Consider the following 21,664-nt stretch of genomic DNA (forward strand, 5'->3'; position numbering starts at 1 on the left):
CGCCACGGGCTCACGAATGAACGGCCAGCTTCTCCGCGAGTTCGGCGTCGAGCAAAGCCTGTATCACCGCGTCGAGATCGCCGTCCAGGACTTGGTCCAGGTTGTATGCCTTGAAGCCCACCCGGTGATCCGAGATGCGGTTCTCCGGGAAGTTGTAGGTGCGGACGCGCTCGGAGCGGTCGACCGTGCGCACCTGCGACTTGCGCTCGGCCATCGCGGCCGCCTCGGCCTCCTCCTGTGCCATCACGAGCAGCCGGGCGCGCAGGATGCGCAGCGCCGACTCCTTGTTCTGGAGCTGGCTCTTCTCGTTCTGGCAGGAGACGACGACGCCGGTCGGCAGATGGGTGATCCGCACGGCCGAGTCGGTCGTGTTGACGCTCTGGCCGCCCGGGCCGCTGGAGCGGAACACGTCGATGCGCAGGTCGTTGGGGTCGATCTGGACATCGACCTCCTCCGCCTCGGGATAGACGAGCACTCCGGCTGCCGAGGTGTGGATGCGGCCCTGCGACTCGGTCACCGGCACCCGCTGGACGCGGTGCACGCCGCCTTCGAACTTGAGCCGCGACCAGACGCCCTCCCTGCCCTTGATGGCGACGGTGACGTCCTTGTAGCCGCCGAGGTCGGAGTGCTGCGCGTCGATGATCTCGGTCTTGTAGCCGATCCGCTCGGCGTACCTGAGGTACATCCGCAGGAGATCTCCGGCGAACAGGGCCGACTCCTGGCCGCCCTCACCCGCCTTGATCTCCATGATGACGTCCTTGTCGTCGTTGGGGTCGCGCGGGACCAGGAGACGGGTGAGCTTCTCCTCCAGCACCGGGATGCGGGCCTCGAGCTCGGCCGCCTCCTCCGCGAACGCCGGGTCCTCCGCCACCAGCTCGCGCGCGGCCGCGACGTCCTGCCGTACGGCTTCGAGCTCCCGGTAGGTCGCGACGATCGGCGTGAGCTCCGCGTAACGCTTGCCGTACGTCCGCGCCTTGCTCTGGTCGGCGTGCACGGCGGGGTCGGCGAGCCGCAGTTCCAGATCCGCGAACTCACTCATGATCTCGTCGAGGTTCACCGCACACTCCTTTGCTCAAGCTCCTCGGTAAAGGCCGCAATCACCAAGAACGCCGACCCGGTGACGCCCCCCAAGAGAGGGGCGCCCCCGAGCCGGCGTCCTGGAGGAGCTACTTGCTCTGGGCCTTCTTGCCGAAGCGCGCCTCGAAGCGCGCCACCCGGCCACCGGTGTCGAGGATCTTCTGCTTGCCCGTGTAGAAGGGGTGGCAGGCGGAGCAGACATCGGCGTGGAGCACGCCGTTCTTGGCGGTGCTACGCGTGGTGAAGGTGTTCCCGCAGGTGCAGGTCACCTGGGTGACCACGTACTCCGGGTGGATGTCGGGCTTCATATCTCAGTCCTAACGCTAGGCGCGGTCGCCGGGTCGCTCCGTCTGTCACGGTCTGTGCGCATCGGCACACCTGTGATGCGCAGTGCGGGAACCGGTACCGCTGCGGTTCGGTTTACCAGTGTGCCAGATCCTCCAACCATCCCAGGCCATGGGCTATTCCCGGGGCCGGCCACCGTGGTGACCGGGGGTGGCGGACAGGCGGATCAGCGGATCAGGCCGACGCCCCGGACGGCGCGGCCGTCCGGGGCGTCGGTCGAAAGGGCGTCAGTCGCGGTCGTTGCTGACCGTGGTCTTCTGCACCTGGAGCAGGAACTCGGCGTTGGACTTGGTCTCCTTCATCTTCTCGAGAAGGAGCTCCAGCGCCTGCTGCATGTCAAGGGCGTGGAGGACGCGGCGGAGCTTCCAGACGATGGACAGCTCGTCCTTGGCCATGAGGATCTCCTCCTTGCGGGTGCCGGACGCGTCCACGTCCACCGCCGGGAAGATGCGCTTGTCCGCGAGCGACCGGTTGAGCTTGAGCTCCATGTTGCCGGTGCCCTTGAACTCCTCGAAGATGACCTCGTCCATCTTGGAGCCGGTCTCGACCAGAGCCGTGGCGAGGATCGTCAGCGAGCCGCCGTTCTCGATGTTGCGGGCGGCGCCGAAGAACCGCTTCGGCGGGTAGAGCGCGGTCGAGTCGACACCACCGGACAGGATGCGGCCGCTCGCGGGCGCCGCGAGGTTGTACGCGCGCCCGAGACGGGTGATCGAGTCGAGCAGGACGACGACGTCGTGACCCAGCTCCACCAGGCGCTTGGCCCGCTCGATGGCGAGCTCGGCGACGGTGGTGTGGTCCTCGGCCGGGCGGTCGAAGGTCGAGTGGATGACCTCGCCCTTGACCGACCGCTGCATGTCGGTGACCTCTTCAGGACGCTCGTCCACGAGGACGACCATCAGGTGGCACTCGGGGTTGTTCCGCGTGATCGCGTTGGCGATCGCCTGGAGCACCATGGTCTTGCCGGCCTTGGGCGGCGACACGATCAGGCCGCGCTGCCCCTTGCCGATCGGCGAGACGAGGTCGATGATCCGCGTGGTCAGGACGTTCGGCTCGGTCTCCAGGCGCAGGCGCTCCTGCGGGTAGAGCGGCGTCAGCTTGTTGAAGTCGGGCCGCTGACGGGCCTGCTCCGGGTCCATGCCGTTGACGGTGTCGAGGCGGACGAGGGCGTTGAACTTCTCACGCCGCTCGCCGTCCCTCGGCTGCCGGACGGCACCGGTGATGACGTCGCCCTTGCGCAGGCCGTTGCGTCGGATCTGGGCGAGCGAGACGTAGACGTCGTTCGTGCCCGGAAGGTAGCCGCTGGTCCGCACGAAGGCGTAGTTGTCGAGGATGTCCAGGATGCCGGCGATCGGGATCAGGACGTCGTCCTCGCCGATGACCGGCTCGTTGCTCTCGAAGCGGTCGCGCCCGCGGCGTCCGCGCTCCCGGAAGCGGCCACGGCGCCCGCGGGTGTCGTCGCCCTGGTCGCCCTTGCCGTCGGCGCGGCTGTCCGTACGGCTGTCGCCGCGCCCGTCACGGCCGTCACGGCCATCCCGGCTGTCCCGGCTGTCCCGGCTGTCCCGACCGTCACGGCCGTCGGCGCGGTTGTCACGGTTGTCACCGCGGCTGTCACTGCGGTTGTCGCCGCGGCCCTGCTGGTCACGACGGCTCTGGCCGCCGTCTCCCGCGTCGGCGGCGCGCTGGTCACCGCGCTGATCGCCGCGCTGGTCACCGCGGCCGTCACGCTCGCGGCCCCGCTCGCCCCGCTCACCGCGCGTGCGGCGCTCGCGGCGCTCGCCGCGCTCGGGCCGCTCGGCGCGGGGCTCGGACTGGGCGGCCTCGGCCTGCGGCTCGGCGACGGCGACGACACCGTTCTGCGCGGCCTCGGCGGCCACGACCGGTGCGGCCTCGGCCACGGGACGCTCCTCACGAGCCGCGACGACGGGCTCGGCAGCGGGCGTGACGGCGGGGGCGGCCTCGGGCGCCGGCGCCGCGGCGGTGCGGGAACGTTCCCGGCGGCCACGGGCGGGGCGCTCGGCGACGGCGGGCGCTTCGGCGGTGGCCTTCGGCTCGGCCGCGGCCTCTCCCGATCCGCCCTGCTTCTCCTGGATGGCCGCGATGAGCTGGCTCTTGCGCATCCGTCCGGTCCCCGTGATGCCGAGGCTGGTCGCCAGGGCCTGGAGCTCGGGGAGCACCATGCCCGCCAGGCCGGTGCCGGAGCGACGTCGCGGACGGGCCGTGGCGGAAGTGGGGGTGTCGCCGGCGGCCTTGCCGTCGGAGAGGAGTTCGGTGGTGTCGCTCAACTAAGGGTCCTTCCCAGGGGTCGGGCGCCAGAATCGTGCGTCCAGGCGTCCCGGTGATGCGACCCGGCGGGACAGACCGGGTCGGGCTTCGCGAATCTCATGTGTCGATGACCCTCGGGATTCGCGAGCGGTAGGTGCCCGGGGGCGATCCCCCGGATTGCCGCCACCGACCAGATGTCTTGGTGGTTCGAACGCGCATGTCTCCGAGAACGCCGCCTCTGGCCATGCCACCCGAAGGTGTGCCGACTGGAGGAAACGGTTTCGGGGAAATCGCCCTGCCCGCGTCGAAGGACGCGAGGCGAAGTGCAGCGATGTGCGAATGACAAGCACGCACCCAACACGGGGGCACCTGGTGCGGCTATCAGCCTAACATCACCAGCGCGCACAGCTATTCCCTGAAGTCGAAGAAGCATCAGCGTGTCTCGGGAAACCGAACGTACGCACCAAGCGGGTCGACGTTCATTGGCTGGATGTGCCAGTCCGTACCCACTTCTGGCGCGATCAAATCCTTGGTTTCCTGTGTCGTCAACGCGAGAACCGTCGGGCCTGCCCCCGAGACGACGGCGGGCACCCCGGCCTCGCGAAGCCGTCGCACCAGTTCGGCGGTGCGGGGCATCGCGGGTGCGCGGTACCCCTGGTGCAGGCGGTCCTCGGTGGCGGCGAGCAGGAGATCCGGTTCCGGTCTCTGCGTGAGCGCCGCGACGAGCAGAGCCGCCCGCCCCGCGTTGGCAGCCGCGTCCGCATGCGGCACGTCCTTCGGCAGCAGGCCCCGAGCCTCCTCCGTGGACAACCGGAAATCCGGGATCAGAACCACCGGCCGGACGTCCTCATGCGGAGTCAGTTTCACCATACTCGCCGCTCCCGACTGATGCGTCCAGGCGATGGTGAGACCGCCCGCCAGGCACGGCGCCACGTTGTCGGGATGCCCCTCCAACTCCGTGGCCAGCGCGAACACCTCGGCGTCCGGCAGGTCTCCCGCGCCCCGCCCACGCGCGAGGGCGCGGGCGGCGAGGATGCCGGCGCAGATCGCCGCCGACGACGAGCCGAGCCCCCGCGCGTGCGGAATGCGGTTGCGGCAGCGCAGCGCGATGCCGTCCGGCTGGGCGAACCCCATGCGGTCGAACGTCGTGCGCATCGTCTTGACGACGAGGTGGCCCTCGCCCTCGTCCAGCTCACCGGCTCCCTGGCCCTCCACGGCGATCCGCACGCCGGGCGAGCCGGAGATCTCGGCCTCCACCTCGTCGTACAGGTCGAGCGCGAGGCCGAGGCTGTCGAAACCGGGGCCGAGGTTGGCGCTCGTGGCCGGCACACGGACGACGACGCCGTGACTATCCGTCAATTCGTCACCTGAACCCTTTGATGGGCGGGAATGAGAGGGCCGGTCAGGCGAGTCCAAGCGCGGCCGCGGCGGCGTAGGCGTCGATCGGGATCGTCACGGGCGCCGGTGCGCCGGAGATGGCCCAGTCGGGGTCCTTCAGGCCGTTGCCGGTCACGGTGCACACGACCCGCTGCCCCGGCGTGAGCAGGCCCTGCTCGTGCGCCTGGAGCAAACCGGCGACGCTCGCGGCGGAGGCGAGCTCGACGAACACGCCCTCCTCCTGCGCGAGCAGCTTGTACGCCGCGGCGATCTGGCGATCGGTCACGGCCTGGATGTCGCCGCCGGACTCGTCGCGCGCCGCCTCGGCAAGCCGCCACGAGGCGGGGTTGCCGATCCTGATCGCCGTGGCGATCGTCTGCGGGTGGGTCACGGGGCTGCCGCCGACCAGCGGCGCCGCGCCGCTGGCCTGGAATCCCAGCATGCGCGGCCGCTTGGTGGCCACGCCGTCGTCGGCGTACTCCTTGTAGCCCATCCAGTAGGCCGAGATGTTGCCCGCGTTGCCGACCGGGATGCAGTGGACGTCGGGCGCGTCGCCGAGCGCGTCGACGATCTCGAAGGCCGCCGTCTTCTGGCCCTGCAGGCGGTGCGGGTTGACGGAGTTCACCAGCGCGATCGGGTAGGTCTCCGCGAGCTTCCTGGTCATCTCCAGGCAGTCGTCGAACGAGCCCTCGACCTGGAGCAGCCTGGCGCCGTGCACCAGGGCCTGGGCGAGCTTGCCCATCGCGATCTTCCCGCGCGGCACGAGGACGGCACAGGTCAGCCCGGCCCGTACGGCGTAGGCGGCGGCCGAGGCACTGGTGTTGCCGGTGGACGCGCAGATGACCGCCTGGGCGCCCTCCTCGACGGCCTTGCTGATCGCCAGGGTCATGCCGCGGTCCTTGAAGCTGCCGGTCGGGTTGAGGCCCTCGACCTTGAGATGGACGTCACAGCCCGTGATCTGGGATACCCGCCTGGCGGGGACGAGCGGCGTGCCGCCCTCGAGCAGGGTCACCACGGGCGTCGTCGTGGAGACCGGCAGACGGTCGCGGTACTCCTCGATCAGGCCACGCCAAGCCCTGAACATTGGTTGCTCCTCCCACGCGCGCACACGCGTGTCACCAGGGGTATCGGTCACCGAGTCTACGGCCAACCGTTTGACGTGCGGACTCCGTTGTCCACCAAATGGACATAATGGGCGTCACCTTAGGGAACCGTCAGTGGGTTTCGCTAGTGTGGACCAGCCATTTGACCATCGCTGTAGAGGACGTGGATTGGCCCACCTGACGGGCGTGGAGCCCTGGCCGAGAATTCGCCACAACGACTACTCTCCGCTCACGCCGCCACCCATCGGCGGCTGGACGCCCACGCTCAGCGCGAGTGTCGTCATCCCCGCGCACGGCGGGCAGCACCGCCTCGACCTGACACTGGCCGCGCTGGCCGCGCAGACCTATCCCGCGCACCTCACCGAGGTGATCGTGGTGGACGACCGCAGCGACCCTCCGCTGCGCCTGCCCGATCTGCGGCCCGGCAACACCCGCGTCGTGGTCGTCCCGCCCGGCGGATGGGGCGCCGGGCACGCGATGAACGCCGGAATCGCCGCCGCCGAGGGCGAGATCGTGCAGCGTCTCGACGCCGACATGGTGATCTCGCGGGAGCACCTGGAGGCGCTGTTCCGCTGGCATCACCTCACCGACTATCTCGTCACCATCGGCGGCAAGAAGTTCGCCGAGGAGCCGGCCCTCACCCCCGGGCAGGTCCACGAGGCCGTACGGCACGGCTCGCCCGAGGACCTGTTCGACCCGTCGGCGCTGGTGTCCAGCTCGACCGAGGAGACCATCCGCCGCCTCGACGGCCTGCGGGCCAGCAAGAACCCCTACCAGGTGTGCACCGGTCCGACGGTCTCCCTGCGGCGGGCCCTGCTCGGCGAGGTCCGGGGCTTCGATGCCGAGGTGGTGCGCGGCCAGGACACCGAGTTCGCCTACCGGCTCGCCCAGGCGGGGGCGGTGTTCGTCCCCGACATGGAGGCCCGCGCCGTGCATCTCGGCCTGCCGGCCCAGCGCGGTGAGCACGGCAAGTCGATCGTCCGCCTCGTCGAGACCCACCTGGCGCACCGGGTCCCGCTCCGCCGCGACCTGCGCAAGGAGCCCGGCCGGCGCTGGCTCGTGCCGTACGTCGAGGTCGTCTTCGATGTGACCGGGGCGGACGAGCGGCGGATCGTCGCCGCTGTCGACGCGGTGCTTCGCGGCACGCTCACCGACGTCGTGGTGACGCTGGCCGGCCCCTGGTCGTCGCTCGAAGGCGAAAGCAGGTGGGCGCCGGGAACCGGGGCGTTCGACCTCGCCCTGGTCAGGGCGGCGTTCGGGCACGATGCGCGGGTGCGGTTCGCGGAGCGGGCGGCGCCGACCGCCGCGCCCGTCCCCTTCCGCTGCACGGCGCCCGTCGACGCCCCGCCGGCTCCGGCGCTGCTGGAGCGGGCGGTCAAGGCGATGCTGGAGGAGCGGATCGGCCTGCTGGTCCTGGACCTGCCCGATGGGGGCACGGCCACCCTGGAGCGGACCGAGGCCGTAGCACGCGCCCGCCGGCTCGCCACGCCGGGCGAGGACCCGGCCGACGTGATCGCCCAGACCCACGGCGTGCGGCACGCCGCCGCGAGCGAGTTCGAGAAGCTACCCAAGACCGCGACGAAACCGGCCGCGCCCGCCGAGCCGCAGACCACCCCGCGACCGGCTCCGGCACCCGCCTCGCGACCGGCCCCGGCTCAGGCCCCGCAACCGGAGGTCGAACCGCCGCGCCGCCGCGGCCTGTTCCGCCGTTCCTGACCCCCTCTGATCGCCGGCTCTGATGACCGGCTCCCGCGGCCGGGCTCGGCGGCGGCGTGGAGGGGGTCGACAAGGACTGCCGCCGTCACGGGGCCGGGGCCGGACGACCTGCCCCACACCGACCAGGCCAGCGCAGGACAGGCGACCCACACCGGCCAGGCCCCGGCCTGCCCGACACCGGCCACGCCGGGGCGGGACGGCCTGCCCCACACCGACCACGCCGGGGCGGGACGACCTGCCCCACACCGACCACGCCGGGGCGGGACGGCCTGTCCCATGTCGGCGGGCCGGGGCGATCAGGTCTTCTTGAACGTGAAGGGCCGGCCGAGCCCCCGGGCGATGCCGCGCAGGCCCCGGGCGCGGTGCAGCGCCGAGACCTGCCCGCGCAGCGCCGAGACCTGCCGCCGCAGGGTGCCGATTTCCCGGCGGAACTCGACGGCGGACTTGCGCCACTGCGCCGCCTCGTCGCGCCATCGGGTGACCTGTCCGCGCAGCCGCTCGACCTCCTTGGTCAGCCGCTCGACCTCGGCCTGCGCCTGCACCTGCTTGCGATAGGCGGTGCGCCGATTCACATAGGCGGGGGCCTCCGCGGCGGTGTGGAAGCCGAAGGTCTCGCCGTCGACCCAGTAGGTGCCGAACATCTCGTCGACGGCGTCGTCGAGGTCCTCGCCCTCCTCCACGACGAGGGCCGCGCGGGAGAACGCCTCGGTGCGTTCCAGGCGGGCGGCGGTGACGCCTTCGGCGTCCTCGGTCAGGAGCACGCTCACCAGTCCGCGTTCCCGTCCGCGCAGCACGTCGAGCAGCCGGCCGATGCCGTCCTCCTCCGGCACCCAGCCGGGCGGGATGCGCAGGCGGTACGGCGACTGGGTGTCGGACGCCGCCGTGACCAGCCGTACCCGGCCCTCGTGGGTGTATAGTGGGCCCGCAGCAGCACGAGGTCGAGGCGCGGGTCCTTGAGCGGGGCGCGCTGCTCGGGGGCGAGCTCGTCCCACGGGCCGGTCAGCACCACGGCGAGGTCGGTCACCGTGCCGGCCAGCACGCCGTCCACGGTGGCCCTGACGTCGTCGTAGGACCCGGCGGCGGCGTCCACGAGGACCTCCACCTGCGGGACCTTCCACTGCCGGGAGGGATGGGTGCGCAGCCACCGGTAGCCGGGGACCCGGTCGGTGACCAGGGCGTGGCTGACCCGGCTGATCGACGCGCTGTCGCGCATGCGCATGGACGGGCCGAGGTGGTAGGCCCTGGCCTGCGGGTCGGGGATGAAGACCGCGCCCGCCTGGGCGAGCCGGTAGCCCATCTCGGTGTCCTGGCCGAGGATCATCTCGGGGTCCATCGGCCCGGCCCGTTCGAACAGCCGGGCGGAGACCGACGACGCGCCGCCGATGTGGATGCTGAACGGCCGCGGCGAGCGGAGCAGACCGTCCGACCGCTGCACCAGGTCCTCGATCCAGGCGTGCGGCTCCGCCGGCTCGAAGAGCTTGGCCAGGTCGTCCGTTCCCGCGACGTCCGCGGGGCGGGGCAGCGGGGCGGTGGTGAAGCGCAGGTAGGAGGTGACCGACAGATAGGGCGCGAGGTGGTGCCAGCGCATGTGCGCCTCCACCTCCTCCGGCTCGGGCACGACGTCGGAGTCCATCCAGTGGATGACGTCGCCCGTCGCAGCGGCCAGCCCGGTGTTGCGCGCCCTGGCCCGGCCCGGCGCCGCGCAGACCAGCAGCCGCGTGTCGCGCGGCCGGATCTCCGGAAGGCGCAGCGGCGGCTCGCTGCCGTTGTCGACCACGATCACTTCGAGCAGGCCGGCCGGGTACGTCTGCCTGGCCAGCCCGGCGAGCGTGAGATCGAGTTTGACCTGATCAGCGTAGGCGGGGATCACCACGCTGACCCGCAGGCGGGGCGTCCACGACGACCCGAGGGCGGGCGGCTGGAGGGCGGTGTAGTCGTTTCCCCTGATACGTGGCGTCATGGTGCTTCCAACATCACACTCGGGCGAAAGCCGCGCCACTGGTTCGCGGCGAGTCGCAGGAAGTGGGCAAGAGGAAGGTTCCAGGAATGGTCGGCGCCGACCGAGCGCCGCAGGACGTAGCCCAGGCCGTGGGTGCGGTAGACGCGGCCGCCGGCCGCCTCGACCGCGCGCAGGAGGTGCGCGTCCTCCCCGCGGCCACTCGGCCCGAAGCCGCCGGCCTGCTCGAACATCTCGCGGCCGACCAGGATCGTGCCGCCCGCGACGTGGTCGGCCCACACCTCGCTGCTGTAGTCGACGCGTCGGATCGTCGCGCGGAGGGGCTGGAGGTAGAAGAACTCCGGCGCGGTCCCGACCAGCTCCGCCCCGGAATAGGCCATGGCCAGCAGCAGGTCGGCCAGGTGCTCGGGTCCGTACCAGTCGTCGTCGTCCCATTTGGCGACGATGCCGGTGGACGCCCGTGCCGCCGCCATGTTGAGCACCGTCCCGAGCGGCGCGTCCGGCTCGGCCTCGATCACCGTCATCGGGTGGGGGAACTCCTCGACCGCCTCGCGCACCCGCGCGGCCGGGAACCCGTGCAGGGCGACGATCGCCTCCAGACTGACGCCGCGCTGGCGGGCGAGTTGCCGCAGCGCGTGGCCCACGTAGTGGGGCCGCCGCGTGGCCATGACGACGGTCACCGGCGCGAGGCCGGTGCCGACGCCCCTGGCCCGCAGCGCGTGCCTGCGCAGACGCACACTGTGTTCTTCCCTGCGCAGGTCGGCGACCGAGTCGGGCCTTCCGTCGTCGGCCTCGGGGGTCCAGGCCCCGGCCACGTCGGCGAGCACGGGATCGGCCTCACGCACCCACCTCGGTGGATCATGAAAGGTGAGCGGCACCCCCGCGGCGGCCAGGCCGCCGACCGCGTCCAGCGCCTCGGCGGCGTGCTCCTCCGGCCACTCCACCCGAAGCCCGCGCAGCGGCCGGAGAGCGGCGACGTCGGCGGCCTGCGGAGGGACGGCCAGTGACCGGCCCTCCATCGTCCACCGACCGTCGCTCCAGGACAGCGTCGCGATCTCCTCGGTGGGACTGCGCGTGAAGCCGTACGGCGAGCACATGCCGGTCGTCACCGTCACGGTGTCCCTCCCGCGCGTCCGTTTTACAGGCTGGTGAACTCTTAGCAGCATTTACAGGCTGTTGAACTCTTATCAGCCGAACCTTGTGAATCCCTGTGACCCTTGCGGTCAAACTGACGGTTCGCTGTGAACTGCCGCGGCAGCCGGGATCACGGAACGGGCGACACGCTCCCGCCGACGATGTCGCCCAGCGTCCTCACGTCGATCTTCTTGGCCTTCCGCTGCTGGGCCACCCAGTCGATGAAGGCGGCGAACTCCTTGGGCGCCGTCGCGTACTTGTCCCGCGGCTCGTTCTTGATCTCGTGGAACACGAAGGTCACCATGCCGGGGCCGCCCTCCCGCTGGGCGCGGGTGACGAACTCACGCAGCGTGCGGGCCGTGCGCGGCAGGCGGGTCTGACTCGTGGCGCGTACGGCGGCCAGGTCCGCGGGCGGAATCGTCTCGGCGACGGGGCAGGCGCGGCAGCTGTCCGGCCGGTACAGGCCGTTGATGTCGCGCGCGCTGTTGTAGCCGCAGCTCATCGCGATCCGCTTGCTCCCCTCGTCCAAGGCGCCGAACGGATAGGCGAACGACCGCGCGGCGAAGCCCATCTTCAGCAGCGCCCGCCTGTCGTCGCAGATCTGCGCCTGCTGCGCCGCGTCGAACATCTCCGGCAGGTGCGGATGCTGGAGGGTGTGGCCGCCGATCTCATGGCCCTGCTTCGCGATCGCCCGCAGCGCGGCCACGCTCAGGTAGCCGCGCTTGCCGAGGCGGCCGCTGCTGACGTAGAAGGTGCCCTTGAGGCCGCGCCTGCTCAGCATTTTGGCGACGGCCAGGTGGTCGGCCGTGCCGTCGTCGAAGGTGAGGACCACGGTCGGCACCCCGGCCGCCCGTGCCTGCTGTTGAGCCGCCTGCCCGAGACCAGCCGAGCCGGGCGTCGCCGCGGCCGGATGCTGAAGTCCCGCGATCGTCGCCGCGGTTAGGAGACAGGCCGGCAAGAGTCTCTTCACCGTAAGTCGCATGAAGAGAAACTTTACTCATATTGGCAATTACTCTTGCGCGTGATGTCCAACCGTGATGAAACGGTCCACAATTGTCAGCCCTTGCCGCGCCCGCGCTCGAACAGTGCGACGGTCAGGCCCGGCAACTCCGCGGAGTGCCAGGCCGTCGACAGACGATACCCGGCCGCGCGTACGGCGGCCACCTTGGCGATCTTCTTCCCCGTCAGTCCGGCCTGCTTCGTCCCCCGCCAGACGACCCAGACCCGGCGGTGCCCCGCCAGGGCCTCGGTGAGGTCGTCCCGCTCCGCGTACTCGAAGGCCGGGCCCTGCCCCCTGAGAAGCACGTCCTCGGGGAGACCCTCGCGGCCGTAGTAGACGAAGCCGGTGCGCAACCGGCTCTGGCCGTACACGATGGCGTCGCCGGGGCGCTCCCGCGCCTGGATCACGCCGAGCGCGCCGGGGAAGTCGTCGTAGTGGCCGTTGCGCTGCCGATAGTCGGCCTGGTCGGGCAGCCCCAGCAGCGCGACCGCCAGGACGACGGGCACGCCGACCAGCGCGAAGGGGACGGGGGCCAGGCGGACCGAGGCCAGGGCCACGCCTCCTGCCAGGGCCAGGGCGGGCGCCGCGACGAACACATAACGGTCCACGTAGGCCGGGGTCACCAGCTCGTCGATCGCAAGAAGCAGCACGGGCGGGAGGACGAGCCAGCCGCCGGCGAGGACGCCCCAGGCGACCGACCTGCGCAGCAGGACCACCACCCCCACGACGGCGAGGGCGAACAGCGGCGGCCCGGCGAGGTCGGAGCCCGCCGCGTGCTTGGGGAACTTCAGCAGCACGTCGAGCTCGTGCGGCTGGATCCAGCTGATCGCGTGGCGCTCGCCCCAGCCCACGAGGGCGAGGACCGCGAGGGGCACGCAGCCCACCGCCGTCGCGGGGACGATCCTGGTCAGGAACGTACGGCGGGGCAGGACGAGAAGGGCGGCCAGGAACTGGGCCGGGAGCACCAGGACCGAGAACAGGTGGGTGCAGCCGAGCAGCGCCACCGACACCGCGTACCAGCGGATCTGTTTCCAACCGGCGGAGCCTGTGGGCGCCTCGGCCACCCGGTGCAGCGCCCAGGCGGAGACGACGGCCGCCGCCGCCGCGAACGCGTACGGCCGGGCGTTCGCGCCGTGGTAGGACACCGACGGCAACACGGCGAACAGCGCCGCGGCCAGCACGCCCGCCCGGGGACCGGCCAGCCGGCGGCCGAGGTCGGCCAGGAAGCCCGCCGCCACACCGGCCGCGAGAGCCGAGGGCAGGCGCAGCCACCACTCGGCCTCCCCCAGCCACGACCAGACATGGATGAGCAGGTAGTAGGGCAGGAAGTGGCCGTCGATCTGCTGGACGAGCCCCCACAGCCCGCTCAGCGGCCGGGCCACCGCGGCGCTGTAGGTCGCCACCTCGTCGGCCGACAGCGACGCCGTGGTGCCGGAGATCGCGACACAGGTGGTGAGCAGGCCCGCGAGGAGCGGGACCCAGCGGGGCCAGTCCTTCGCGTCCGCGTCCATCCTCCGGCCGGACGTCCGGACCGCCTCGCCCGCAACCACGCTTCCCCCCACAGAACTGATCATTGGCGACATCAAGGACATCGAACACGCACGGACGCACGGATCGGCGGGCCGTTATCCGATCGAGTCGTTGTCGCGCCGGTGTTCCGAAGCCATCCGTTCCGGACATGCCGGGCTCCACCGTACGAGATCTCCGCGGGGACTCCTCGCAGAAGTGGCGCTCGTCGCCATGTTCATGCACTACGGGCGCTGGCCAGAGCTGCAGCGCTCGGTGATCGCCTGGCCTTTTGGCGTCTCCATGGGGGCGTCGAACGGTTTCGCGGTGGCGGCGCTGATCGACGCCGAGGGCCCGGCGCCGCGACAGGTGTGGGCGACTCCGGCGGGCGCGGCGTTCCTCGCCCTCGCCTGGTTCTGGGCTCCCGGCTTCTCGCCCTTCTGGCAGCAGCCCACGATGGCGGCGCTTCTCAGGGTCCTCCTGGTCCTCCAGGCCCGCACCCGGCTCTACGTCGGCGGAGGTGTTCGCCGGCGCCGTGCGGCACCTCGGGGCCTCCGAGGAGGAGGCCCTCGACGCGGTCCGCAGTGTCCTGGCGGGGCGCTGACCCGCCCCTCGCCCCGAAGGCGTGGTGCCCGTACGGCCGGCGAGCGGGTCAGGCCGCTTCGCCGTCCAAGGGGCGGCGGCGGAACCTGCGCAGGTTCACGACCAGGAGGACCGTGGCGGCGATGGCCACGGCCGCGCAGGCGGCGAGGACCGGCACGCTGGGGTCGTCCTCCGCGGCCGCCCGCTCTCCGGCCGCGGGGAAGGTGATCGTCCCGGTGGCCGTATGACTGACCCGGCCGCTGCGCATGGTGAGCCGGAATTTCCAGGGCCCGGCGGGCAGGTCGTGGCCCAGCAGCACGGTCACCTGACCGTGGCCGCCGGGAGGCAGGGTGACGGCGCGGGTGCCGCGGAAGGGCCCGGCGCTGAGCGCGCTCGGCCCCTCCGACAGCCGCACCTCGCCCTCCAGGTCGACGGCGCGCTCCCCCGTGTTGCCGACTTCGGCCACCAGCCGCGGCTGCCCGTTGCCGGCGCGCCCGGCGGTCACTTCGCCGATCCGGAAGCTCGTCGGCGGTTCGCCGCCCGGGCCCACGTCCAGGTAGGTGCGGACGCCGACTCGGTTGACCAGCGCGACGTTGCCCGACGGGCCGGGCGAGGGCGAGGAGATCTCCGCCCAGATGACGGCGTAGCGCTCACCCTTGGAAGCCGTGGACGGCACCGCGACGGTGACCGTCACCGGGAGATGGCCGCGCGGCGGCAGGTCCGCCGAGGTCCGGTTGAGCGTCATCCAGGAGGTCAGCTCGTTCGCGGTACGGGCGGGGGCGAACGTGAAGCCTTCGTCGCCGACCCGGGCCGCGGCGGCGTACAGGCTCACGTGCTGCCGCTGTGGCGAGGTGCTGAAGACTTCGAGACGCCGGGTGAAGGTGGTGCCGGGGTTCACGTGGTCGACGATGAACGCGTGCGAGCGGGGGTCGTCCAGACGGTTCTCGGGAATCTCCAGCAGGCGGATGCCGAACCTCTCCTGGCGGTGCCCGTGCGCGCCGTCGGCGGCCGCCGACGGCGCGGCGACCACCGCGTGCAGCACGATCGCGAGCAGACTCGCGGCGATGGTCCTGTTGGCTGAACGGTCAGGCAACGGAGTGGTTCACCGTGCCGGTGTAGAGGCCCGCCACCGCCTGGGCGGGCACGTTGACGACGATGGTCGGGTCCCACGTGGCGGAGTTGACGCCGGAGCCGCTCGTCTTGCTGAACGCGGTGCGCGTCACGTCGAGCGACTGGGCGGCGGCCGCGTCCACCTGTCCCGGCACGAACGTGCCCGTGCCGGTGGTGGCCGTCGCCGCGCCGGACCAGTAGAGGACCGCGGTGTTAGGCACGGTCTCCGCAGGGGTGCCGCCGCCGGTGGTGAAGCTGGTGCCCGACGCCGTGGCCTCCCACGTCGCGGCGAGCGCCGCGCGCTGGTCGGACACCGTGATCGGCCCGAGCGCCCCGCTGATCTGTCCCCCCGGTACCCCGCTGCCGATGCTGACGGGACCGTCGGGAACGTTGATCGTCAGCCCGCCCGGATTCGTGACGGTGAAGGTGACGGTCGTGGGGCAGGTCGTGGAGGCGGGACAGGTGGCGGCCAGGGCGGGTGGCGCCGTCGTGGCCACCGTCAGCGCCGTGACCAGCGCCAGCCCTGCGACAGCCGCCGACGGCGCCGCGACACTCCTGTTGCCCATCTGCCGATCTCCTTCGAGGATGCGCCGCCTCGTGCGGGCCGCGGTCGGTGACATCCTGGCCGGTCCGAGGCGTACGACAGGGTTCTTACGCCGGCGTCTGGAGACCCTTTGTGATCAGATGACGACCGGCGGAGACGCGCGGTCCGCTGTCCACGGTTACGGCTGGTTCCGGCGTGGCGACAGCAAGAGGGCCCTCCGGGTGTCCTAGCCTGCCGTGGGTCGTTCGCCGCGAGATCTTGCCGCGCGGCTGCGCGACGACGGCACGACGACGAGGAAGGTCACACATGCGGCAGGTCGGTGTGGGGGTGATCGTGACGGCGACGCTGGCCGGGTCGACCACCCTGCCGGTCGCGCTGTCCGCCTCTTTGCCCGCCTCCTTGTCCGCCTCGCTGTCCGCCTCGCTGTCCGCCGTGCCCGACCTCGCACCGGCGGCGCAGGCCGGCACGGGAACGGCGGCGCAGGCCGGCACGGGAACGGCGCTGGTGCCCCTGCGGGCCGATCCGCTGACGATCACCGTGCCCGGCTCGGTGAGCCTCGGCAGCGGCTCCCGGGGCGGCACGATCAGCGCCTCGATGGGCACGGTGACCGTGACCGACTCCAGGGCAGGAATCCCTCCGTGGACGGCGACCGTGTCCGCCACGAACTTCACCACCGGGAGCGGCACGCCCGCGCAGACGATCACGACGGCGAACATCGCCTACTGGTCGGGGCCGGTCACCGCGTCGTCCGGCGTGGGCACCCGCAATCCCGGTGAGCCCATCGCGGCCAGCCGGGTGGCCCTCACCTCGCCGGTCGTCGCGTTCAGCGGACGCAAGCAGGCGCCGCCGATGTCGACGAGCTGGCAGCCCACCCTGGTCATCACCATCCCGTCCAACGCCGCCGCCGGCGTCTACACCGGGACCATCACGCACTCGGTCGCCTGACCGTCCCCGCTCCGCACAGGAGTTGAGGGTCTCGTGACCCGCCACGGACGCGACGGCTCGGCGGCCGGTCGGGCGGGTCGGAGATAGTGAGGCCCGCCGGGCCGGCGGCACGGCTTCCGATCCGGCGTCTCGTGTCGCTCCTCAGCCGAAGGAATGCCATGCCCCGCTTCTCACGACACCTCCGCCGCCCGCTCGCGGCGATGGCGCTGGCCCTGGCGACGGCCGCGCCCCTGTTCACCGGCCTGCCCGCCGGGGCCGCCGCCGGGCCGGGCGAGCGCCCGAAGCCTCCGCCGCCCTGGGTGCGGATCTGCCAGAAGCTGAAGCGGATGCCGGAGCACCGGCACATGCGGTGTCCCCTCCACCCGCCGCGCCCGCGGGCCAGGACATCCGGCTCCGGCGACGCCGCCCGGGTCCCCACGGTCTCGGAGCTGGACACCCCGACCCATACGTCCGGGCCCGTCGGCATCACCTCGGGTCCCGACGGCGCGCTGTGGTTCACGGAGAACTACGCCGGCAACATCGGGCGCGTCACGACCGGCGGGGACTTCACGGAATACGCCGTGCCGACCGACGACCCCGAGCCGGGGCACATCACCACCGGACCGGACGGCGCCCTGTGGTTCACCGAGGCGACCGGCGACAAGATCGGCCGGATCACCACCTCGGGGACCATCACGGAGTACGCGCTGCCCAACGCGGGATCCTACCCCTGGGGCATCACCGCGGGCCCCGACGGCGCCCTGTGGTTCGTCGAGACGATCGGCAACAAGATCGGCCGGATCACTACCTCGGGGACCATCACGGAGTACGCCCTGCCGACCGCCGACGCCTACCCGATGCGGATCACGTCCGGTCCCGACGGCAACCTGTGGTTCACCGAGTCGTTCGTCGGCAAGATCGGCCAGATCACCCCGGACGGAGACATCACCGAGTTCGCCATCCCCTCCTCGGGGGCGACGCCCATAGGGATCACCACCGGGCCGGACGACAACCTGTGGTACGCCGACGCCAACGGCAAGGTCAGCTCCGTCACCACGGACGGCGACTTCACCGAGTATTCACTCGACGACTCCAACGCCTTCCCCTGGGGCATCACCAGCGGCTCCGACGGCAGGCTGTGGGTGAGCGAGCAACTCGGCAACGCGGCGGCCAGCGTCACCACCTCGGGAGTCATCATCGAGTACAACATGCCGACCACCCTCGCCGGGCCCTTCGACATCACCAGTGGGCCCGACGACAACGTCTGGCTCACCGAGAACTACGTCGACCAGATCGCGAAGATCACCCTGTAGTCCGACCGCGACGCGGCAGCGGGAACTCCCGGGTGGAGCACCCGGGAGTTCTCCGGACAGAGCGTCCGTCCTCGGCGTCAGGGCGTGTCGTCGCCCTCGACCCGCATGACGCTCGCGACCGCGCGGACGATGTTCAGGTCACGCAGGTCCTTGATCGTGCCCGACAGGGCGGCGTCGCTGGCCCGGTGGGTCACCAGCACGAGCTGGGCGTCGTCGCCCCGGCCCTCCTGCCGCACCGTCTGGATCGACACGTCGTGGCTCGCGAAAATCTCGGCCACCCGGGCGAGCACACCCGGCTTGTCCGCCACGTCCAGCGACACGTGGTAGCGGGTGACGCTGTCGCCCATCGGATGGACCTTGAGGTCGGCGTACGTCGACTCCTCCGGCCCGCGGGTGCCGGCGATGCGGTTGCGCGCCACGGCGACGATGTCGCCCAGCACGGCGCTGGCGGTGGGCGCGCCGCCCGCGCCCGCGCCGTAGAACATCAGCCGCCCGGCCGACTCGGCCTCCACGAAGACGGCGTTGTACGCCTCGCGCACGCCGGCCAGGGGGTGCGACCTCGGGATCATGGCGGGATGCACCCGGACGCCGACCGACCGGCCGTCGTCTGAGCGGGCGCAGATGGCCAGCAGCTTGATGACGTATCCCATGCCCTTGGCCGAGGCCACGTCGGCAGCGGTGATCTCCGTGATGCCCTCGCGGTGCACGTCGGCGGCCGTCACCCGGCTGTGGAAGGCGATGCCGGCCAGGATCGCCGCCTTGGCGGCGGCGTCGAAGCCCTCGACGTCGGCCGTCGGGTCGGCCTCGGCGTACCCGAGCGCCTGGGCCTCCTCCAGAGCGTCGTTGAACGAGGCGCCGGTGGAGTCCATCTTGTCGAGGATGTAGTTGGTGGTGCCGTTGACGATGCCCAGCACGCGGCGCACCCGGTCGCCGGCCAGCGATTCGCGCAGCGGGCGCAGCAGCGGGATCGCCCCGGCGACGCTGGCCTCGAAGTACAGGTCGGCGCCGTTCTCACGGACGGCCCGGTGGATCGTCGCGCCGTCCTCGGCCAGCAGCGCCTTGTTGGCGCTCACCACGGACTTGCCGTGTGCCATCGCGGCGAGGATCAGTGATCTGGCCGGTTCGATGCCGCCGATCACCTCGACGACGATGTCCACGTCGTCGCGGGTGACCAGGGCCTCCGCGTCGGTTGTGAGCAGGGCGGGGTCCACGTCGGCGTCCCGCTTGCGGCCCATTCTCCGTACGGCGACGCCGGCCAGTTCGAGCGGGGCTCCGACGCGGGCGGCGAGGTCGTCGGCCTGTTCGTGGAGCAAACGCACGACCTGCGACCCGACGACGCCGCAGCCCAGCAGCGCGACCCTGAGCGCCGGTTTGGCTCTAGTCACGACCCCTCCTCGCTTCGCCGCCGGACTGTCCGGGACGGCCTGTCACAGCTGCCCCCTGAGCAGGTCGTCCTCGGTCTCTCTGCGGATGATGACCCGCGCCTGGCCGTTGGACACCGCGACGACGGCGGGCTTGGGCAGATAGTTGTAGTTGTTGGCCAGCGACCGGCAGTAGGCGCCGGTGCCGGCGACGGCGATCAGGTCGCCGGGGGCCAGGTCGCCCGGCAGGTACAGGTCGCGCACGACCATGTCGCCGCTCTCGCAGTGCTTGCCGACCAGGCGCGACAGCATCGGCGCCGCCTGGCTCACCCGGGACGCGAGCACGGCCGTGTAGTCGGCGCCGTAGAGGGCGGTGCGGATGTTGTCGCTCATGCCGCCGTCGACGCTCACGTACGTGCGCAGGCCCTCCACGTCCTTGACCGTACCGGCCTCGTACAGGGTCACGCCGGACACTCCGGCGATCGACCGGCCCGGCTCGACCGTGAGGCGCGGCACCGGCAGCCCTGCCGACTCGCACACCTTCGCGACGATCTCCCGCAGGCCGTCCGCGATGACCTTGACGTCCAGCGACTCGTCGCCCACGACGTACGGGATGCCGTATCCGCCGCCGAGGTCCAGCTCGGGGAGCACCACGTCGTGCTCCTCCTTGATCTCGACCAGCAGCCGGGCCAGGCGGCGGGCCGCGACCTCGAAACCGCCGGTGTCGGTGATCTGCGACCCGATGTGGGAGTGCAGGCCGACCAGTTCGAGCTGCGGCAGCGCGAGGATGCGCCGCACCGCCTCGGCGGCGGCGCCGCTGCTCAGCGACAGGCCGAACTTCTGGTCGTCGTGAGCGGTCGCGATGAACTCGTGGGTGTGCGCCTCGACGCCCACGGTCACCCGGATCATCACCTTCGGCCGCACACCGTGCTGGTCGGCGAGGAAGCCGACGCGGGCGATCTCCTCGAACGAGTCGACCACGATGTGGCCCACGCCGGCCAGGACGGCCCTGTCCAGCTCGGCGAGCGACTTGTTGTTGCCGTGCATCGTGATCCGCTCGGGCGGGAAGCCGACGCTGAGCGCCACGGCGAGCTCACCGGCGCTGCACACGTCGAGGCCGAGGCCCTCCTGGTCGATCCAGCGGGCGATCTCGCGGCACAGGAACGCCTTGGCGGCGTAGTGGACCTCGCCGTCGTGGAAGGCGGACCGGTACTCGCGGCAGCGTGAGCGGAAGTCCTCCTCGTCGACGACGTACAGAGGCGTGCCGAACTCCTTCGCCAGGTCGCGCACGTCGATTCCGCCGATCGTGACGGCTCCGTCGGCCCGGCCGGACGTTCGCGGCCAGATGGCCGGTTCGAGCGCGTTGAGGTCGGCCGGCACGTGCTGCTGCGGACGCTCCTCGGGCAGTCCGGCGGTCACGGCGACGATCGTTGAGGCGGCGTGCAGGTCGCCGGCAGGGTGGGCGAATCGACTCACCCGAACGAGGCTAGCCGACCCGGCGATTCACTCGCGCCCGCTGTTCACCCTGCGAGACGGCCCCGGCGGAAGATATTCACATCCGCAGAGTCATCGGCGACAGCACTTTCAGCGAACCGCCGGTTTTGTTCAGATTTTGCCGGGAGGGGCGACGCCGAGCTCCGCCAGTCCCTCGCCGAGCACCCGGCGCACCGCCTCCCCCATCCGCACCCGGGCCGCGTGGACCTCCGTCGGCGGCTCGTCGCCCCTGGGAATCGGGGACGCTCGCTCGACGGCGGCGTGGTAGACCTCGGCCAGCCGTTCGAGATAGGCCGCCCATCCCGGGTCGCGGCTGTCCCTCCTGCTCGGCAGCTCAGCCAGGACCCGCAGCACGGCCCGGTCGAACGGGCCGTCGAGCAGTTCGGGCCGCACCGCCGCACCTGCCGCAACACCTGCCGCCGCACCGGCCGGCACGCCGAGGTCGCGCGCCCACCGCTGTACGGCACCCGCCCGCACGTACGCGTACCGCACGGCGAAACCGGGGTTGTCCCAGGTGCGCGGGAAGTCCGGCCACGGCGCCGCAGAGCCCTCGGCAGGTGTGGACGCGGCGACCGGGGCGGCAAGCACGTCCTCGACGATCTCTCCGGGGGTGGCGACACCGATGACGAGGAAGCCGTTGGGCCGGACGTCCACCCGCCGGATGCCGGGCACCGTTCGCAGCCGTACGGCCAGCCGCTCCGCCACCTCAGCCGGCGCCTCCGCCGTTCCCCGAGGCGTCACACCCGTAGCCTCCGCCGTTCCCCGAGACGTCACACCCGTAGCCTCCGCCGTTCCCCGCAGCGCCGCCGTGGAGACGAACCACGCGTCCCGCTCCCACGACCCCTGCGGCACCGGCGGC

Annotated in this window: 18 protein-coding genes; 3 read left to right on the forward strand and 15 right to left on the reverse strand. The window is 71.7% G+C overall.

Annotated elements, in window-relative coordinates; genetic code table 11:
- Positions 1-10: 10 nt before the first annotated feature.
- From prfA to thrC, 5 genes are all read right to left on the reverse strand, one after another.
- Complete coding sequence (prfA, locus tag FLX07_RS15830) at positions 11-1,057, reverse strand: peptide chain release factor 1 (protein ID WP_142571542.1); 1,047 nt, start codon at positions 1,055-1,057, stop codon at positions 11-13.
- A gap of 109 nt (positions 1,058-1,166) precedes the next feature.
- Complete coding sequence (rpmE, locus tag FLX07_RS15835; protein ID WP_139575864.1) at positions 1,167-1,385, reverse strand: 50S ribosomal protein L31; 219 nt, start codon at positions 1,383-1,385, stop codon at positions 1,167-1,169.
- 264 nt (positions 1,386-1,649) lie between these two features.
- Positions 1,650-3,704, reverse strand: coding sequence for a transcription termination factor Rho (gene rho, locus FLX07_RS15840; protein ID WP_142571543.1), 2,055 nt, complete (start codon positions 3,702-3,704; stop codon positions 1,650-1,652).
- Between the two features lie 412 nt (positions 3,705-4,116).
- The gene (gene thrB, locus FLX07_RS15845) at positions 4,117-5,043 is read right to left on the reverse strand and encodes a homoserine kinase (RefSeq protein ID WP_142571544.1); all 927 of its coding nucleotides are present in this window, start codon (positions 5,041-5,043) and stop codon (positions 4,117-4,119) included.
- Between the two features lie 43 nt (positions 5,044-5,086).
- On the reverse strand, positions 5,087-6,145 hold the full coding sequence (gene thrC, locus FLX07_RS15850) for a threonine synthase (protein WP_142560353.1): 1,059 nt from the start codon (positions 6,143-6,145) through the stop codon (positions 5,087-5,089).
- Between the two features lie 187 nt (positions 6,146-6,332).
- On the opposite strand from thrC, the gene FLX07_RS15855 reads away from it, so the two are divergent.
- Positions 6,333-7,880 carry a glycosyltransferase family 2 protein gene (locus FLX07_RS15855; RefSeq protein WP_223853435.1) on the forward strand — a complete coding sequence of 516 codons (1,548 nt, stop codon included), beginning with the start codon at positions 6,333-6,335 and terminating at the stop codon, positions 7,878-7,880.
- A gap of 296 nt (positions 7,881-8,176) precedes the next feature.
- Here the strand turns inward: FLX07_RS15855 and FLX07_RS37750 are convergent, their stop codons facing one another.
- The 7 genes from FLX07_RS37750 to FLX07_RS15885 all read right to left on the reverse strand — a co-directional run bounded on the left by FLX07_RS37750 (position 8,177) and on the right by FLX07_RS15885 (position 15,735).
- Positions 8,177-8,710, reverse strand: a complete 534-nt coding sequence (locus tag FLX07_RS37750) for a hypothetical protein (RefSeq protein WP_244311156.1) — start codon at positions 8,708-8,710, stop codon at positions 8,177-8,179.
- Entirely contained in the window at positions 8,644-9,840 is a 1,197-nt protein-coding gene (locus FLX07_RS15860; protein WP_244311157.1) for a glycosyltransferase family 2 protein, read from the reverse strand. Before FLX07_RS15860 ends, FLX07_RS37750 begins: the two co-directional genes overlap by 67 nt.
- Positions 9,837-10,952 (reverse strand): glycosyltransferase family 2 protein, encoded by a 1,116-nt coding sequence (locus tag FLX07_RS15865; protein ID WP_229689783.1) that lies wholly within the window; start codon positions 10,950-10,952, stop codon positions 9,837-9,839. Before FLX07_RS15865 ends, FLX07_RS15860 begins: the two co-directional genes overlap by 4 nt.
- Positions 10,953-11,101: 149 nt before the next feature.
- On the reverse strand, positions 11,102-11,941 hold the full coding sequence (locus FLX07_RS15870; RefSeq protein ID WP_189105001.1) for a polysaccharide deacetylase family protein: 840 nt from the start codon (positions 11,939-11,941) through the stop codon (positions 11,102-11,104).
- An 86-nt stretch (positions 11,942-12,027) separates the two neighbouring features.
- Entirely contained in the window at positions 12,028-13,533 is a 1,506-nt protein-coding gene (locus FLX07_RS15875) for a glycosyltransferase family 39 protein (protein ID WP_244311158.1), read from the reverse strand.
- Between the two features lie 596 nt (positions 13,534-14,129).
- Entirely contained in the window at positions 14,130-15,152 is a 1,023-nt protein-coding gene (locus tag FLX07_RS15880; RefSeq protein WP_142571546.1) for a COG1470 family protein, read from the reverse strand.
- Positions 15,145-15,735, reverse strand: a complete 591-nt coding sequence (locus FLX07_RS15885; RefSeq protein WP_223853436.1) for a hypothetical protein — start codon at positions 15,733-15,735, stop codon at positions 15,145-15,147. The genes FLX07_RS15880 and FLX07_RS15885 overlap by 8 nt, the downstream gene beginning before the upstream one ends.
- A 284-nt stretch (positions 15,736-16,019) precedes the next feature.
- Between FLX07_RS15885 and FLX07_RS15890 the strand changes: the two genes are divergently transcribed.
- Together FLX07_RS15890 and FLX07_RS15895 are read left to right on the forward strand one after the other, a co-directional pair.
- Positions 16,020-16,658 carry a hypothetical protein gene (locus FLX07_RS15890; protein ID WP_142571547.1) on the forward strand — a complete coding sequence of 213 codons (639 nt, stop codon included), beginning with the start codon at positions 16,020-16,022 and terminating at the stop codon, positions 16,656-16,658.
- A gap of 158 nt (positions 16,659-16,816) precedes the next feature.
- Positions 16,817-17,950, forward strand: a complete 1,134-nt coding sequence (locus tag FLX07_RS15895; RefSeq protein ID WP_208762229.1) for a Vgb family protein — start codon at positions 16,817-16,819, stop codon at positions 17,948-17,950.
- A 77-nt stretch (positions 17,951-18,027) separates the two neighbouring features.
- Here FLX07_RS15895 and FLX07_RS15900 read toward each other — a convergent pair whose 3' ends face one another.
- The 3 genes from FLX07_RS15900 to FLX07_RS15910 form a co-directional block, all read right to left on the reverse strand.
- On the reverse strand, positions 18,028-19,335 hold the full coding sequence (locus tag FLX07_RS15900; RefSeq protein WP_142571548.1) for a homoserine dehydrogenase: 1,308 nt from the start codon (positions 19,333-19,335) through the stop codon (positions 18,028-18,030).
- 42 nt (positions 19,336-19,377) lie between these two features.
- Positions 19,378-20,787: a diaminopimelate decarboxylase gene (gene lysA, locus FLX07_RS15905; RefSeq protein WP_189105002.1), complete on the reverse strand. Its 1,410-nt coding sequence runs from the start codon at positions 20,785-20,787 to the stop codon at positions 19,378-19,380.
- Between the two features lie 129 nt (positions 20,788-20,916).
- Complete coding sequence (locus FLX07_RS15910; RefSeq protein ID WP_229689784.1) at positions 20,917-21,546, reverse strand: DALR anticodon-binding domain-containing protein; 630 nt, start codon at positions 21,544-21,546, stop codon at positions 20,917-20,919.
- Between the last annotated feature and the right edge of the window lie 118 nt (positions 21,547-21,664).

The sequence above is a fragment of the Microbispora bryophytorum genome (assembly GCF_006874465.1).
Classification (GTDB): domain Bacteria; phylum Actinomycetota; class Actinomycetes; order Streptosporangiales; family Streptosporangiaceae; genus Microbispora; species Microbispora bryophytorum.